The sequence below is a fragment of the Flammeovirga pectinis genome (assembly GCF_003970675.1).
Classification (GTDB): domain Bacteria; phylum Bacteroidota; class Bacteroidia; order Cytophagales; family Flammeovirgaceae; genus Flammeovirga; species Flammeovirga pectinis.
Genome location: NZ_CP034562.1, coordinates 3,696,336 through 3,710,925, shown reverse-complemented (window position 1 = coordinate 3,710,925; position 14,590 = coordinate 3,696,336). Strand labels below are relative to the sequence as shown.

11 protein-coding genes are annotated in these 14,590 nt (G+C 32.2%); 7 read left to right on the top strand and 4 right to left on the bottom strand.

The annotated features are described in order from the left end of the window. Positions 1-262: 262 nt before the first annotated feature. From EI427_RS14975 to EI427_RS14960, 4 genes are read left to right on the top strand one after another with little or no spacing between them, the layout of a single operon-like run. The gene (locus EI427_RS14975; RefSeq protein ID WP_170178485.1) at positions 263-907 is read left to right on the top strand and encodes a TetR/AcrR family transcriptional regulator; all 645 of its coding nucleotides are present in this window, start codon (positions 263-265) and stop codon (positions 905-907) included. Next, positions 904-2,304, top strand: coding sequence for a TolC family protein (locus EI427_RS14970; protein WP_126616095.1), 1,401 nt, complete (start codon positions 904-906; stop codon positions 2,302-2,304). The genes EI427_RS14975 and EI427_RS14970 overlap by 4 nt, the downstream gene beginning before the upstream one ends. A 25-nt stretch (positions 2,305-2,329) precedes the next feature. Then, the gene (locus tag EI427_RS14965; RefSeq protein WP_126616092.1) at positions 2,330-3,469 is read left to right on the top strand and encodes an efflux RND transporter periplasmic adaptor subunit; all 1,140 of its coding nucleotides are present in this window, start codon (positions 2,330-2,332) and stop codon (positions 3,467-3,469) included. A gap of 17 nt (positions 3,470-3,486) precedes the next feature. Beyond that, positions 3,487-6,960, top strand: coding sequence for an efflux RND transporter permease subunit (locus EI427_RS14960; RefSeq protein ID WP_126616089.1), 3,474 nt, complete (start codon positions 3,487-3,489; stop codon positions 6,958-6,960). An 87-nt stretch (positions 6,961-7,047) separates the two neighbouring features. Here EI427_RS14960 and EI427_RS14955 read toward each other — a convergent pair whose 3' ends face one another. The 3 genes from EI427_RS14955 to udk all read right to left on the bottom strand — a co-directional run bounded on the left by EI427_RS14955 (position 7,048) and on the right by udk (position 9,477). After that, the gene (locus EI427_RS14955; RefSeq protein ID WP_126616086.1) at positions 7,048-7,998 is read right to left on the bottom strand and encodes an NAD-dependent epimerase/dehydratase family protein; all 951 of its coding nucleotides are present in this window, start codon (positions 7,996-7,998) and stop codon (positions 7,048-7,050) included. 112 nt (positions 7,999-8,110) lie between these two features. Further along, complete coding sequence (locus EI427_RS14950) at positions 8,111-8,812, bottom strand: potassium channel family protein (RefSeq protein ID WP_126616083.1); 702 nt, start codon at positions 8,810-8,812, stop codon at positions 8,111-8,113. Positions 8,813-8,862: 50 nt separating this feature from the next. Then, positions 8,863-9,477: a uridine kinase gene (gene udk, locus EI427_RS14945; RefSeq protein WP_126616080.1), complete on the bottom strand. Its 615-nt coding sequence runs from the start codon at positions 9,475-9,477 to the stop codon at positions 8,863-8,865. Positions 9,478-9,871: 394 nt separating this feature from the next. On the opposite strand from udk, the gene EI427_RS14940 reads away from it, so the two are divergent. Further along, on the top strand, positions 9,872-11,188 hold the full coding sequence (locus EI427_RS14940) for an aspartyl protease family protein (protein ID WP_126616077.1): 1,317 nt from the start codon (positions 9,872-9,874) through the stop codon (positions 11,186-11,188). On the opposite strand, the gene EI427_RS14935 is transcribed toward EI427_RS14940, so the two are convergent. After that, the gene (locus EI427_RS14935; RefSeq protein WP_126616074.1) at positions 11,185-11,961 is read right to left on the bottom strand and encodes a biotin--[acetyl-CoA-carboxylase] ligase; all 777 of its coding nucleotides are present in this window, start codon (positions 11,959-11,961) and stop codon (positions 11,185-11,187) included. The genes EI427_RS14940 and EI427_RS14935 overlap by 4 nt on opposite strands. A gap of 174 nt (positions 11,962-12,135) precedes the next feature. On the opposite strand from EI427_RS14935, the gene rsfS reads away from it, so the two are divergent. Both rsfS and ftsH read left to right on the top strand, forming a co-directional pair. Next, on the top strand, positions 12,136-12,504 hold the full coding sequence (gene rsfS / locus EI427_RS14930; RefSeq protein ID WP_126616069.1) for a ribosome silencing factor: 369 nt from the start codon (positions 12,136-12,138) through the stop codon (positions 12,502-12,504). A 35-nt stretch (positions 12,505-12,539) separates the two neighbouring features. Then, a complete protein-coding gene (gene ftsH, locus EI427_RS14925; RefSeq protein WP_126616066.1) occupies positions 12,540-14,570 on the top strand; it encodes an ATP-dependent zinc metalloprotease FtsH in 2,031 nt (676 codons plus the stop codon). Positions 14,571-14,590 lie beyond the last annotated feature (20 nt).

Here is a 14,590-nt window from a genome sequence, read left to right as displayed (position 1 = left end):
CATTGATAAGGACTTTTTTATTTTATCAACTAACAAAACATAGCTTTTATAGTTTACTACTCAGTCTTATCAAAGTAAGAAAATAGTAAACGCCTATGTGTTTCGTTTTTTTAAGATGAAATTTAAAATTAGTAAAAATAAAACTTAGGAAACTTTTTTATTACTACGGGTTTCCGTACGTTTGCTTTTGTAAATAAATCTATCTCATTTATTTCGTCTATAACTTTTTATATATCTACATCTAACTCATTATTTAATAATCTTGGAAATAGATCAATTACGTATTCGCATAATTGAAGAAGCACGCAAACAATTTCAGGTAAATGGTTTAAAACGTGTAACAATGTCAGACATTTCTCAAGCAATTGGGGTATCTAAAAAGACATTATATACAGTTTTTAGTAATAAAAAAGAGCTTGTAGAAGCTACTTTATCTTATCATATGGAAGAAGATATCAACTATATGGAAGAGGTAAATGAGCTAGACAAAGATGCCGTTTTTAAATTGGCAAAGACTTTTTATTATTTCTATCAACGTCTAAGAATGGTTAATCCCATGACTTTTATGGACATGAAAAAGTTTTACCCTGAAGTGTGGTCTAAGTACGAATGCCATAAAAAGGGGTGTTTTCATGATACTTTAATCAGTATTATAAAGCAAGGACGTACCGAAGAGCTTTTTTATAGAGATATTGACGTGGAGCTTTTAGTTATCATGCGTATGTGGCAAGTAGAAACGGCATTTGACCATGACTATTTTCCGCATGATAAATTTCCATTGGCTAAAATTCAACTAGAATTCTTCAAACATTTTATAAGAGGTATTGCAACTCCAAATGGTGTCAAATTATTGGACCAATACCTAACTGAATTTAATAAACAAGATAATCAATCAACAATTTTATGAGAATCAACTTAAGGTGGATTACAGCGATGGCGTTGCTAACTATTAGCCATCTATCTGCTCATGCACAAGAAGGTGCATATAGTATTCAGGAATGTATTAATTATGCATTTCAAAATACAGGAACAATTAAGAATGCAGTATTAGAACAAGGTATTTCACAAGCTAAAGTGGGTGAGATAATTTCTATGGGTTTACCTCAAATAGATTTAGAGGGACAACTTATTGATAACCTTAAAATACAAAAAGCATATTTACCTGGAAATGCTTTTGATCCAAATGGTGATCCAGATCAAACAGTTGGAGTTGAGTTTGGTACTCAGTTTAATTCAAATGCTCAAATTAAGGCAAATCAATTATTATTTGATGGTACTTTCTTTATTGGTGTTAAAGCTGCAAAAGTTTATAATGAACTTGCATCAAAAGAATTAATCAGATCGAAAATCGACGTTGCTGAAGGTGTAACAAAAGCCTATTATTATGTGCTTGTGCAAAGAGAATATCTTGAACTTGTAAATAGAAATAAAGATATTTTAGAATCACTCTACAACGAAACTAACGCAATGTATGAAGCCGGTATGGTGGAAGAGATTGAGTTAAATAGAATTGAGGTGAATTTTAATAGTATCACAATTCAGCAAACACAAATGGAACAAATGAATATTATTGCTGAAAAGCTATTAAAGTTCCAAATGGGTATGGATATCAATATACCGATTACTTTATCTGAGAAACTAGAAGACTTTAGAGAGTTTATAGTAACGCCTACAGATTTAGAACAAGCCAAGAATAGAATTGAATACTCTATTTTAATGACGAACATTAAATTAAATGATTTTGATATTAGAGCTACTAAAGCAGAATATTGGCCTAAACTTTATGCTTTTGGTGCTTACGGTGTGAATGCTGGTAGTACTAGTTTTGGAACCTTATATGATAATACAGGCGACTTTGCAAACATTGGTGTTTCTTTATCTGTTTCTTTATTTGATGGTTTAAACAGACATAAGCGTATTCAACAAAAGAAATTGAAAGGACAGCAACTTCAAAACTCTCGTATTGATTTAGAACGTCAAATTTCTATTGAACAAGAGCAATCTAGAATAGTTTACGAAACAAATAAGGCAACGCTTAATCTTCAGGAGAAGAATATGCAAGTGTCTGATAAAGTATATACAAACTCTCAGATTAAATTTAAAGAGGGTGTTGGTTCTTCTATAGAGGTTACTACATCATCTCAAGATTTTGCGACAGCAGCAAATGAGTATTTCTCTTCTTTATATGAAGTACTTATTGCTAAGTTATCTTATGAGAAGGCAAACGGTCGTTTACTTGATTATGTTGATGCTGAAGACCAAGCTAAGGATGAAGAAATCCTTAAAATGAATAATGAGAAATAATATTTAATCTGAAAAACTGAAAAAAATGCTATCTAAATATAAATTTTTAGGCCTACTCGCTATAATAACACTCTTTAATTCTTGTGCTGAAGAAAAAGAGACCGTTGAGCAAAAACAAGCCAAAGTAATTGATTATAAACAAAAAATTACTGTTTTAGAGAAAGAGATTAGCGTTATGAACGCAGGAAAAGAAGAAGTTATTCAGCTTAAGCCTGTAACAATTTATGACGCAACTCCTATAACTTTTAATCACTTTGTAGATGTTCCCGGTGATGTAACTTCTAACAGAAATGTTGTTGTAGCTCCAGAAACTACAGGTAGATTATTAAAAAGATATGTTGCTGAAGGTGCTTATGTAAAAAGAGGTCAATATTTAGCCAAGCTAGATGTAGAACTTGTTCAAAAGCAAATTGATGAGTTAAATACAAGTCTTGAATTAGCAAATGTACTTTTTGAAAAACAAGATAAATTGTGGAAACAAGGTATCGGATCGGAAGTTCAATATCTACAAGCTAAAAATAATAAAGAGTCTTTAGAAGCTAAATTAGCCAGCTTAAAAGAACAAGAGAATAAAGGGTATGTAATTGCTCCAATTTCTGGTAAAATCGATGAGATTTTTATGAAAGAAGGAGAAATGGCACCAGCAGGTCAGCCGTATGCAAGAATTGTTGATTTATCAAGAATTGAGATTGTTGCAGAGGTTTCTGAAGCTTATAGTCGTGTAGTTAAAAAAGGCGACAAGGTTTTAGTAAGATTTCCAATGTTGGATATCGAAAGAAACATGCATGTTGATGTAGTTGGTCAGACGATTAACCAAGTGAACAGAACATTCAAAATTAGAATGAGAATTGCTGAAAGAGGTTTAAATATTAAACCGAATACAATGGCAGTAGTACGTATTAATGATTTCTCTGAGAAAAATGCAGTCGCTATTCCAAGTAATCTTGTTCAGAAAAATACAAAAGGAGAAACATTCACTTATGTTTTAGCTGTAAAAGATGGAAAACAAAATGTGGTAACAAAAGTTCCTGTTACAACAGGTAAATCATACCAAGGTAAAACACTTATTACACAAGGAATAGAAGCCAACGCTAGAGTAATTGATAAAGGTTATTCTGAAGTTATTAATGGCGAACAAGTGAGAATCGTGGATTATCAGATTTAATTTGAAGCAAACGAAGAATGGAACCTAACAAAAATTCAAACAATGAGGATACGCAAGCCAAGGAATTTGGTTTAAGTAGTTTCTCAATTAGTAATAGTACTTCAATATTTATTCTTACAATAATTATTGCTGTATTTGGTATGTTTTCATACGTTGGAATGCCGAAGGAACAATTTCCTGAGATTCGTATTCCAATGGTTTACATACGTACAATGCACCCAGGTAACTCTCCTGTAGATATAGAATCGTTAATTACACGACCTATTGAAAAGGAGTTGAAATCTATGAAAGGTGTAAAAGAAATTATCTCTACTTCTGCACAAGATTTTTCTGTTATTACAGTGGAATTTAATGAAGATGTTGAAATTTCTAAAGCATTACAGGATACTAAAGATGCTGTAGATAAATCAAAAAGTGAATTACCTACAGATTTAGATCAAGATCCTGATGTTCAAGAAATGGACTTCTCTGAGATTCCTATTATGGTGATTAATCTTTCTGGTGATTTTGAAATTCAGAAATTGAAAGATTATGCAGAAGATCTTCAAGATGAATTAGAAGAATTTAGAGAAGTTTCTCGTGTAGATATCACTGGTTCGGTAGAACGTGAAATTCAGATTAATGCAGATCTATATAAGATGGATGCAATGCAATTGTCGTTCACTGATATATCGAATGCTATTTCTAACGAAAACATAACAATGTCTGGCGGTGATGTAAAAATGGGAAATGGTTTCCGTAGAGCATTACGTGTAGATGGTGAGTTTAAAAATGTTGAAGAAATAAGAAATGTAATTGTAAAATCTGAAGATCAGAATACAATTTATCTTAAAGATTTAGCAGAAGTAGAAGATAGCTATGTTGAGCGAAAAAGTTATGCTCGTTTAGCATCTTCTAATTTTACAGAAAGAGGAGCATATCCTGTAGTATCACTTAAAGTAGTAAAAAGAGGTGGTGAAAACCTTATTGAAGCTACAGATAAGATTATGGATGCATTGGATGGAGCAAAAGAAAGTTATTTACCAAGTAACTTGGATATTGTAATTACTGAATCACAGTCTAATGAAATGAAAACATCTCTAGCTAACCTAGAGAATAGTATTATTTCGGGTATGATTCTAGTTGTTGTGGTACTTCTTTTCTTCATGGGATTAAGAAATGCACTATTTGTTGGTATGGCAATTCCATTATCAATGTTCTTATCATTCTTAATTTTAAGTTCGTTGGGAGTAACTATTAACATGGTAGTACTTTTTGCTTTAATTCTAGCACTTGGAATGTTAGTAGATAACGCTATTGTGGTAATTGAAAATATTTACCGACTGCGGGAGTCGGGAATGACCACAAAACAAGCCGCTAAACAAGGTACAGGTGAAGTTGCTTTAGCAATTATCTCTTCTACAGCAACAACATTAGCAGCCTTTGTACCTCTTGCCTTTTGGGGTGGTATTATGGGTGAGTTTATGAAATACTTACCTATTACGTTAATTTCGGTTTTAGCATCTTCATTGTTTGTTGGTTTAGTAATCAACCCTGTAATCGCTTTCAAATACATGAAAGTAGATTCTGAAGAAGCTTATAAAACAATCAATAAAACGAAAGTAACAATAGGCTTAATCTTATTAGTTTTAGCTATTCCTGGTTATATATTTAGAGAAACATATTCTTTGGGGAATGTTCTAATGTTAGGAGCATTTATCGCTTTATTAGACGGTATGCTTCTAAAAAGAATGGCTCATTTCTTCCAAAATGTAATTCTTGTAAAATTAGAGTCAATCTACTTATCAACATTAAAATGGGCTTTAAAAGGCAAAACACCTTATGTTTTAGTAATTGGTAATACTTTATTCCTATTTGTTGCTATTGCATGGTTTGGAGCTCGTTTAGGCAGTGGTCAAGTTCCTATCGAATTTTTCCCAGATTCTGATCCTCGTTACGTCTATATGTATATTGAGGCACCTCAAGGTACAGATGTAGAAGAAACAAATAAGATTGCATTAGAGCTTGAAAGTAGGTTATACAAAGATTTAGCTTCTTACAGTGATATTATTGAATCTATTGTATCTAACGTAGGAGAAAATACAAATGATCCTCAGGATGGAGCTGCGAATACTGTAACGCCAAACAGAGCAAGAATTGCCGTTGGGTTTGTTCCGTTTGAAAAACGTAATGGAGTGAGTTCAGTAGAAGTTATGACACTTTGTGCAAAAATTGCAAAAGATATTCCCGGTGTTGAAATTGTTACAGATAAAGAGCAAAATGGTCCTCCAACAGGTAAGCCAATTAGTATTGAACTTACAGGAGAAGATTATTTAGTATTAATTGAAGAGGCAGGGAAGTTAAAAGCAATAATTGAACAATCTGGTATTCCAGGTATTGATAAATTATCTATTGATATTTCTGTTAGTAAACCAGAATTGTTGGTAAATATTGATCGTAACAAAGCAAGAAGATTTGGTGTATCTACTGGACTTTTAGCTCAGAATATGCGTACAGCTATTTACGGGCAAGAAGTTTCTAAATTCAAAGATGGTGAGGATGATTATCCAATTCAACTTCGATTAAAAGATGAATACCGTTATGACTTATCTACTTTAAACGATCAGCGTATCACATTTAGAGACAATAAAGGTAAATTCCATCAAGTACCTGTTTCTTCTGTAGCTAAATTAGATTACAGTACTACGGTAGGTGAAATCAAACGAAAAGATTTAGATAGAGTAGTAACTTTAAGTTCTAACGTTACAAAAGGCTATAACAATCAAGTTGTAGTAGAAAATGTGAAGAATTTATTGGGGGCTTATGAAATGCCTCCTCAATACAGATATAAATTTGGTGGAGAACAAGAGGATCAAGCAGAATCAATGGCTTTCTTAGAAAAAGCAATGTTGATTGCATTATGTGCTATTTTCTTAATCTTGGTCTCTCAATTTAACTCTTTTGTTAAGCCATTTATAATTATTGCATCTGTAGTATTTAGTTTGATTGGAGTGTTGTTAGGTTTAATCATCTTCAATGATCCTTTCGTAATTATTATGACAGGTATTGGTATAATCTCTTTAGCAGGTATTGTAGTAAACAATGCAATTGTACTAATAGATTGTGCGGATCAATTAGTTGAAGGTCGTAAAAAACACCTTGGAATGGATCCAGATGATAGATTACCAATTAAAGATCTTGTAGAATGTATACAAGAAGCAGGCTTTACACGTTTACGTCCGGTATTGTTAACTGCAATCACAACAGTTTTAGGTCTAATTCCTTTAGCAACAGGTATGAATATCGACTTCTTTGGTATGTTTGCTCACTTTGAGCCAGATATCTACTTTGGAGGTCCAAATGCGGATACTTGGGGGCCAATGGCATGGACTGTAATTTACGGGTTGACATTTGCAACGTTCTTAACGTTAGTAATTGTTCCAGTAATGTTATTGATCTTTGAAAAAATAGGTTGGGCTTTTGAAGGTTTAACTTCAGGTAAAAAGAAATAAATAAAGGTTACCTAATACAAAAAACACCTCTTAGAAATTCATCTAAGAGGTGTTTTTTTATATCAAAAATTGAAATGAATAATAAGACTAAATTGTTTTAGTAGTTTTATTCATCATTGCTTTTCTAACTTCGATTACTTTCGCTAAACCATCTTCAAGTAAAGTGAAATCACGATCAAGAATATCTTTTAACTTTTCTACATCAGGTTGCCTTCTAGACATATCACCTTCTTTTAAAGGTGGTAGATAAATAATTTCTGATTTAGAATTAGTGACTTTAATAATTAATTCAGCTAATTCCTTAATCGTAGAAATTCTATCATTACCTACGTTTATAACATCATTTACAACAAGTTTTTCTTCTAACATTGATAATGTAGCTTCTACATTATCTTGAATATAGAAAAATGTTCTTGTTTGAGAGCCATCACCATAAATAGTGATAGGTTCATCTCTTAATGCAGCATCAATAAATTTAGACATTACAAAGTCTGTACTTTGTTTTGGTCCGTATGTATTGAAGAAGCGAAGGATAGTATAATCTAAATTAAACTCTTGCTTAAAAGACCTACAATATGCTTCGCCTAAATTTTTAACGATTGCATACGGTAACCTAGAATTTAATGGAGTAGTGTGTTCGTGTTGAGGTAAGTGAACAGGCTCACCGTAGACTTCAGAAGAAGAAGAATAAAAAACACGTTTTACACCAGTATTCTTACAAAGGCGTAATACGTTTTCAATACCTTGAATATCTTCTAAAACTAAAACTGGATTATCTAATGTTCGTTTAACACCTACAACAGCGGCATAATGGAATACATAATCAAAATTATGAGATGTCATTATAGCTGCAATCTCATCGTATTTATTTACATCACATTTAATAAATTTACAATTAGGGTGCTTAGGTACTTTCCATGCTGAACCAGTAAGGAAATTATCTACACAAACTACCTGATATTTAGGATTTTCTAGTAATTTATCTGCTAATGAACTAGGTACAAAACCGGCACCACCAGTAATTAATATTTTTGTCATATGATTTATTCAGTTAAAAAAATAACTGCTAGTTTTAAAATGTTCACAAATGTACTAATAATATTAGATTTGGTTAATTAAATGTAGAGAGAAACCACTCAAAAAAAACTATTTAGCTATTTATTTCGAGGAATTTATTAATGGCCTCTTTCTTAGCCATAAGGATAAATTTATCACCTCTTTGGATTGTGGTATTCGTGTCTTTTGGATTTCTAATTAAATGATCTACTTCTTCTTTAAAACCTAACTTATTGTATTCATCATATTTACGTCTAAGCGCAATTATTTCAATATCAAAAGCGTCTTCAAGATTAAGATCGTCAATAAATTTTCCAAAAGTTCGTAATGGAGCTAGAACTTCTACAATATCATAATCATCTGGCAATGATATAAACGATTGTATTTCTGGATTTAGCAGCATTTCTGCTGTCATTTTTCCTACTTCATCTTCAGGGAGAATAATTTCAGTAACCCCTAATTTCTGAAGAATAATTTTTTGTTGTTCACTTACAGCTCTGGCAATAATTCTTTTCACCTTAAGTTCTAGTAGTAATACCGTTGTAAGTAAAAGTCCTTCAACATTTTCTCCTATAGCAAGTAATACAGCATCCATCTCATGGATAGATTGCGAACTTAATGCTTTAATATCTGTAGAGTCCAAAGCAACAGCATAAGCAACATCGTCTTTAACAACGTCAACACGTTCCATTTCTCTGTCGATTGCCATTACTTCGGCTCCTAGTTTAGATAAGTTTTTGGCTACAGATGTACCAAACTGACCCAAACCAATAATTGCAAATTTCCCCTCTGACATTTTTATTTACTTCTAGTAATAATCTGATTTCAGAATGGAAAAGTAGGAGGTTATATTTTCTGATGCAAGAATGTTTTGACAACATCTAAAGCAATATCAAAATTTCTGTCATTTCTAACTATAATATCAACGTTCTCTTTGTGAGGTTTGATATAGTTTTCATAAGCAGGCATTACGTGGTTTTCGTAACGGTAAAGAACATCATTAATATCGTAGCCTCTTTCCACATTATCTCGTTTAATTCTACGGCTAAGTTTAAGATGTGCTTTTGCTTCTATAAAAAGTTTTAAATCAATTATATCAAATACTCTTGGATCATGAAAAACAAAAATACCTTCAAGTATAATTACTTTCTTAGGAGTGAAAGTAAGCATTTTAGGTTTTGCTGCAGCATTATTAAATGTGTACTCCTGAATGTGAACATCTTCTCCATTTTTTAATTTCTGGAGGTCTTGGTAGAATTTTTCTAAATCTATAGAATAGGGAGTATCAAAATTTTTGATCCCTTTAGCATCTTCTGGTTGCTTATCTTTTTCTATATAATAATTATCCTGTGATACAGTACAAATATTCTCGTCACCGATCAGTTTAGTAAGGTTTTCGATAAATGTAGTTTTTCCAGAACCACTACCACCTGTAATGCCTACAATAAAAGGAGTTTCCATTAAAATTTATGCTTTTGATTTAAAACCGGGTCAAAAATAGGCATTCATTATTACAATTCTGTTTTTTATAAATATCTATTAGAATAAATCTCCCAAATCTTATGAAAATATAAATGTTTAAGGATGAAAAAAGTGAAAAAATACCTAATAATGGTTATTGACCGTAGACATATATATTGCTAGATTTGCACTAGACTAATGATTCTTTACTCGTGTTTTTCCACAATGGGAAAAGTCAAATGACTTTATTTACTTAAGTGTATCAAAAAATTACCATTACCCGACTGTTACTAGCAAGATTTAAAATATAAGAGAAGTCTAAATGGCTTCTCTTTTTTTTTGCTTAAATCATTAAATTTCACTACTTTAAAGATAAGTCAAATTACTAATTATTATGAATACCAACCGTTTTTTTAAAATGATGTTGGTGAACTTGCTACTATTTTTCTTATCACTTACTAACATCTGTAAAGCACAAAAAGCAACCGTTCACCTAAAAAATCTTGCCTTTAAAGATTCATCAACACGTTTTGTGCAGATCCCTTTCCAATTGGTTAATAATCTAATGGTTATACCTATTCGTGTAAATAATTCTGATACATTACATTTTATCTTTGATTCTGGAGTATCTTATATTATTTTATCAGATTTAGAAACAGCAAAACAATTAAATTTATCAACACTTAAAATCCGTAAAATAAAAATTAATGGTTTTGGAGAGAATGGAAATGTAAGTGCCTTCCATTCTTGGGGCAATAAAGTAGATTTAAAGGGGATAGAAGGCTTAAATCAAGATGTTATCTACCCTAGTAAAGATATTCTAAATTTATCAACTAACATGGGAATGAAGATTCATGGGTTAATTGGTGCTTCTATTTTTAATAATTTTATTGTTGGAATTGATTATAGAAGGAAGGTATTAACATTGTACGAAAAAGAATATTATAGTCTAAAAAAACGAGATAGATTTAAGAGGAAATTTGAATCTTTTGCTATTGATATAAAAAGAAATAGATCATTCTTAGTAACAAAAATAGTATCAAAAGAGACCCAAAAAGAACACAATGTATCTTTATTAATTGATACAGGAGCAAGCCATGCATTGTCTATCTTAGAATCAGACCATCATCCTTTAAAAGCATCAATAAAAGCAATAAGAGACCACATGGGAATAGGTATTGGAGGTGATTTATACGGTATGGTAAACCGATTAGATTATTTAAATATTGGTTCGTTTTCTTTAGAAGGTCCGATTGTAAAATACCCAGATAGAACTTCTATGAGTGTTGGTGTTTCTGATATTACAAGACATGGAAGTTTAGGAGGTGAAGTTCTAAGACGCTTTTATGTGATTTTAGATTATCATAATAAAGAGATTTTACTAAAGAAAAACTCAAATTATAAAGAGGATTTTGTGTACAATTATATTGGGTTAGAGTTTACAAAACCTTATCCTGAATTACCACTATTTCAAGTATCAAAAGTAAGGAATGAATCACCTGCTGGGCGTGCAGGAATAATAGAGGGCGACCGTTTAGTAAAAGTGAATGGATTAATTGCCTCTTCTATGTCTGCAGATGAAATACGTATGTTGTTTAGAGGAAGGCATGGGAAAAGATTATCACTACATATTGAAAATGGTAAAGGTGAAAGTAAAAAATATTATCTCACTTTAGAAGATCCGTTTAAAGTTGCATCAAACGATTTTTAGTAGAGATGTTTCACCTCTTTAAAAGCATAATTTTTGATTTTTTTATCATCCTTAGCAATTGATAAACAGCCGTTTTCATCCACCCCTAAAATCTGCCCTTTAAACCTTACCGAAGATCCATCTTTTTCATATTCTTCAAAATCTCCAATTTCTTGGTACCAAAATAAATGTGTGTAATATTCTTTACGCAATGCAGAATAGCCTTTATTTTTTAATTGTAAATATCTACTTTCGATATGCTCTAATAGGGATTCAGTAACAATGCGAACTTGGAATTTTTTCTTTAATTCTATAAACAATGATGTTGCAGAAAAGTTACCTTTAAAAGCCTTTTGATTTATATTTATTCCAATACCAACAATGGTATGGTCAATATTTTTGCCGATAATGAAATTTTCTATTAAAATACCACAAACTTTTTTCTGATTTATTAGAATATCATTTGGCCATTTTATCTTTGTACCTCTAGGAGCAATAGAAGAAATGGTATCATAAACAGCAAGAGAAATGGCAACATTTAGATGAAATTGATTTCGTGCTTCTAAAAATGACGGACGTAGAAATATGGATAAAGTGATATTAGCATTTTGATCACATTCCCAAGTGTTTCCTCTTTGGCCTCTACCTTTTGTCTGCTCGGTTGTAACTAATACTGTACCTTCTGCTAACTTTTCTGATGCATAATTATTCAAAGCATCATTAGTTGAGTGACAAGAAGGCACATATATGACACTTTTTCCGATAAAAGACGTATTGGCAGAGATATTATTCAACTATTTATTACTTTTGTTTATAAAACAATATTTATTTTGCGCAAATTCAATTGAGTACTGATTTTGCAGTGCAATTATACAAGATTCAGGGTAATTAATAACAAATCATTTTATTTACCTTACTAAATTAAAAAATAAGCTTTAGATAGAGGGTTAGACCTTTCAATATAAAATATGAAAAATAAATCAGTAGGCGCAGAAGAGTTAGCTCACATTGTTGCAAAAGGAATGCAAGAAATTAAGGCTCAAAACATAGAAATCTTAGATTTACGAAAAGTTAAGAACGGCGTAACAGATTTCTTTGTAATTTGTACCGCCTCTTCAGATACGCAGTTAGATTCTATTAAGGATAGTATTGAGAAAGAAGTAAAAGATACAATTGGAGAAAAACCTTGGGCAACAGAAGGTGTTGGAACACAAGGATGGGCATTATTAGATTATATTAATGTAGTAGCTCATGTTTTTCTACCAAAGAAAAGAGAATTTTATGCTCTTGAAGAATTATGGGGTGATGCGAAAGTATTCAAATTGCCAAATCAGTAAAAGAAATTATTACACAATAGATCAAATAATCTAGGATGGATCAGAACAAAAGGAAAATTCCTAAAAATCCTTTGCCTAAAAAAAATAATTATCAAGTAGGAATGCTAGTAGCATTAATATTGGTAGTTGTTGGATTGGCATATTTTAGTAAGAGCAGTACTACAGAAACAACAACTTTACACGACTTTAAGACAATGCTTAAAGATGGTGATGTTGATGAAATAACTATAGTTAATAATAGATGGGTTGAAGTTGTTTTAAATCAAGATGCTCTTAAAAAGAGTAAATACAAAGATATAAAAGAAGAAAGAAGCCCATTTTCTGTTGTAAAGCAAGAACCTAATTACCGTTTTCAAATTGCATCAGCAGATCACTTTTTAAAAGTACTTGATGAAGCTCAAGCAAACCTGCCTGATGCTCAAAAAGTACCTTATGAAGTAGATACTAGAGAAAGTTTTGGAACTTGGTTTATGAGTTCTGGATTTTTATTAGTTCTATTGTTTGGTTTCTGGTTCTTGATGAGAAGAATGGCTGGCGGTGGTGCTGGTGGCCAAATCTTTAACATTGGTAAGTCAAAAGCACAAATGTTCGATGCTGACCACATGAAAGTTACATTTAAGGATGTAGCAGGATTGGATGAAGCAAAGGAAGAAGTAGAAGAAGTTGTTGACTTCTTAAAGAACTCAAAAAAATATACAGACCTAGGTGGTAAAATACCAAAAGGTGTATTACTTGTAGGCCCTCCTGGTACAGGTAAAACTTTATTAGCAAAAGCGGTAGCAGGCGAAGCAGGTGTTCCTTTCTTCAGTATGTCTGGTTCTGACTTTGTAGAAATGTTTGTTGGGGTAGGTGCTGCACGTGTGCGTGATCTATTTAAACAAGCAAAAGAAAAAGCTCCATGTATCATCTTTATAGATGAGATTGATGCTATTGGTCGTTCAAGAGGAAAAGGTTCTATGCCTGGTTCTAATGATGAGCGTGAAAATACATTAAACTCTCTTTTAGTAGAGATGGATGGTTTTGGTACTGATTCGGGTGTAATTATCCTAGCAGCAACTAACCGCCCAGATGTATTAGATAGTGCATTATTGAGAGCAGGTCGTTTTGATCGTCAAATCTCAATTGATAAACCAGATATCAATGGTCGTGAGCAAATATTTAAGGTACACTTAGGTCCTATTAAAGTGGATAAAAGTATTAACCCTAAAGAATTAGCAACACAAACACCAGGTTTTGCGGGTGCTGAATTGGCTAACGTATGTAACGAAGCAGCTTTAATTGCAGCTCGTAATAATAAGCCTGCTGTTGATATGGATGATTTTATGCAGGCAATCGATCGTGTGATTGGTGGTCTTGAAAAGAAAAATAAAATCATTTCTCCAGGTGAGAAAAAGATTGTTGCTTATCATGAAGCAGGTCATGCTGTTACAGGATGGTTCTTAGAACATGCAAACCCATTAGTGAAGGTAAGTATCGTTCCTCGTGGTGTTGCATCATTGGGGTATGCACAATACCTTCCAAAGGAGCAATATTTGAATACTACAGAGGAAATGTTAGATGAAATTTGTATGACTTTAGGTGGTCGTGCAGCAGAAGAAATCATTTTTGGTAGAATTTCTACAGGTGCTTTAAGCGATTTAGAACGCACAACAAAAATGGCTTATAGCATGGTTTCTATTTATGGTATGAATGATGAAATTGGTCATTTATCATATTATGATCCAAATAGAAGCGAATATAGCTCAAGACCTTATTCTGAAGCTACTGCAGAGAAAATTGATCAGGAGGTTAAAAAACTGATTGATTCAGCTTACCAACGTACTTTAGCAATGCTTAGAGAGCACAGCGAAGCGTTAGAAGCCTTAGCACAGCAGTTGTTAGAGAAAGAGGTGCTTTACCAATTAGACCTTGTTAAATTGATAGGAGAAAGACCTTTCGATAAGCGTACGGTTTATCAAGAATTCACAGATGGTGATGCGGTAGAAGCTAAAAAAGAGGAAGAGAAATTAGATTCTCCAGAATCAACTCAAGAAAATAAAGAAGAAGCTCCAAAAGGAGATGCTTAAATCTTATAAATTTAAAAAGA

Coding starts and splice junctions, on each gene's coding strand:
- EI427_RS14955 (WP_126616086.1), bottom strand. CDS start 7,998: ATGACAAAAATATTAATTACTGGTGGTGCCGGTTTTGTACCTAGTTCA.
- udk (WP_126616080.1), bottom strand. CDS start 9,477: ATGGAAACTCCTTTTATTGTAGGCATTACAGGTGGTAGTGGTTCTGGA.
- EI427_RS14960 (WP_126616089.1), top strand. CDS start 3,487: ATGGAACCTAACAAAAATTCAAACAATGAGGATACGCAAGCCAAGGAA.
- EI427_RS14940 (WP_126616077.1), top strand. CDS start 9,872: ATGAATACCAACCGTTTTTTTAAAATGATGTTGGTGAACTTGCTACTA.
- EI427_RS14965 (WP_126616092.1), top strand. CDS start 2,330: ATGCTATCTAAATATAAATTTTTAGGCCTACTCGCTATAATAACACTC.
- rsfS (WP_126616069.1), top strand. CDS start 12,136: ATGAAAAATAAATCAGTAGGCGCAGAAGAGTTAGCTCACATTGTTGCA.
- EI427_RS14950 (WP_126616083.1), bottom strand. CDS start 8,812: ATGTCAGAGGGGAAATTTGCAATTATTGGTTTGGGTCAGTTTGGTACA.
- ftsH (WP_126616066.1), top strand. CDS start 12,540: ATGGATCAGAACAAAAGGAAAATTCCTAAAAATCCTTTGCCTAAAAAA.
- EI427_RS14970 (WP_126616095.1), top strand. CDS start 904: ATGAGAATCAACTTAAGGTGGATTACAGCGATGGCGTTGCTAACTATT.